The organism is Streptomyces roseochromogenus subsp. oscitans DS 12.976 (assembly GCF_000497445.1).
Classification (GTDB): domain Bacteria; phylum Actinomycetota; class Actinomycetes; order Streptomycetales; family Streptomycetaceae; genus Streptomyces; species Streptomyces oscitans.
In genome coordinates, this window is the sequence record NZ_CM002285.1 from 4,150,785 (window position 1) to 4,152,189 (window position 1,405).

Genomic DNA, 1,405 nt, shown 5'->3' on the forward strand with positions numbered 1-1,405 from the left:
CCCGGACGCACCGGTCCTGGCGCGCCAGCCGCACCCGGCGCAGCAACGGCACCCCGGCCGCCCCCACGGCGACCGGAATCACCGAGGCTCCCAGTAGCCCGAGCAGCAATCCGGCCACCAGTGCCCACCACTCGGCCCCCAACCGGCTGCACAGTCTGGCCAGTTCCGCGCGAGCTTGGTCCCAGGAGGGCGGACCGATCGCCACCGCTCCGCCGCCCGCGAGCAGCAGCCGCGCCCGCCGAACTCCGTAATGAGGCCCGCCCAGCAGCCAGACCAATGCGCCGAGACAGATCAGCGCGGCCGCCGTGGACGTCTCACCGGTCACTTCCGTCACCTTTCTCCACCCTTCCGAACCCGAACTCGCCCGCGGCGTCCAGCAGGTGCCGCAGCCGCTCCCAGCCCCGCTCCCGCACGAAGGCCCGCTCTCCCCAGCGCAGGGCCGGCACCGTCCGGACCAGCCCCGTGGCGTCCCGCTCCAGTACGTGCACCTCGGCGATCCGGCGCCGCCCGGACCGGTCCCGTACGAGATGCACGACCGCGGAGAGGGCGGCCGCCAACTGGCTGTGCAGTGCGGCCCGATCGAGCCCGGCGGCCGTGGCCAGCGCCTCCAGGCGGGCCGGTACGTCTCCCGCGGCGTTGGCGTGGACCGTGCAACAACCGCCCTCGTGGCCCGTGTTGAGGGCCGCGAGCAGATGCACGACCTCGGGTCCGCGGACCTCTCCGACGACCAGCCGGTCGGGCCGCATCCGCAACGCCTGCCGGACGAGGTCCTCCAGGGTGACCAGGCCGGCGCCCTCCTGGTTCGCGGGCCGGGTCTCCAGCCGGACGACATGCGGGTGGTCCGGCCGCAGCTCGGCCGAGTCCTCGGCGAGCACGATCCGCTCGCCCGCTCCGGCCAGGCCCAGCAGTGCGCTGAGCAGCGTCGTCTTGCCGCTTCCGGTGCCGCCGCTGACGAGGAAGGACAGCCGGGCCGCCAGCAGCGCCCGCAGGATCCGGTCGCCGCCGGGCGGCACGGTGCCGGCCTCGACCAGTTCCTCCAGCGTGAACGCCCGGGGCCGTACGACCCGCAGGGCCAGGCAGGTACAGCCAACGGCGACCGGGGGCAGCACCGCATGGAGCCTGGTGCCGTCGGGAAGCCGGGCGTCCGCCCACGGCCGGGCGTCGTCCAGCCGGCGTCCGGCCACGGCGGCCAGCCGCTGCGCGAGGCGTCGTACGGCCGCCGCGTCGGGGAAGGTCACCGGGGTCAACTCCAGTCCCCCGCCGCGGTCCACCCACACCCGGTCCGGGGCGGAGACCAGGACGTCGGTGACATCCGGGTCGGCGAGCAGCGGCTCCAGGGGGCCGGAGCCGACGAGTTCGGACCTCAGCTGCCGGGCCGCGCCGAGGACCTCGGCGTCGCCGAGCA

At 75.4% G+C, this 1,405-nt stretch carries 1 protein-coding gene and 1 pseudogene; both read right to left on the reverse strand.

Features of this window, described 5'->3' with window-relative positions; genetic code table 11:
- Positions 1 to 334, reverse strand: a pseudogene (locus M878_RS67670) (type II secretion system F family protein); the annotation flags it as partial.
- The coding region (locus M878_RS67675) for a TadA family conjugal transfer-associated ATPase (protein WP_023547757.1) at positions 315 to 1,405 on the reverse strand (1,091 nt) is incomplete at its 5' end. The pseudogene M878_RS67670 and the gene M878_RS67675, both read right to left, overlap by 20 nt.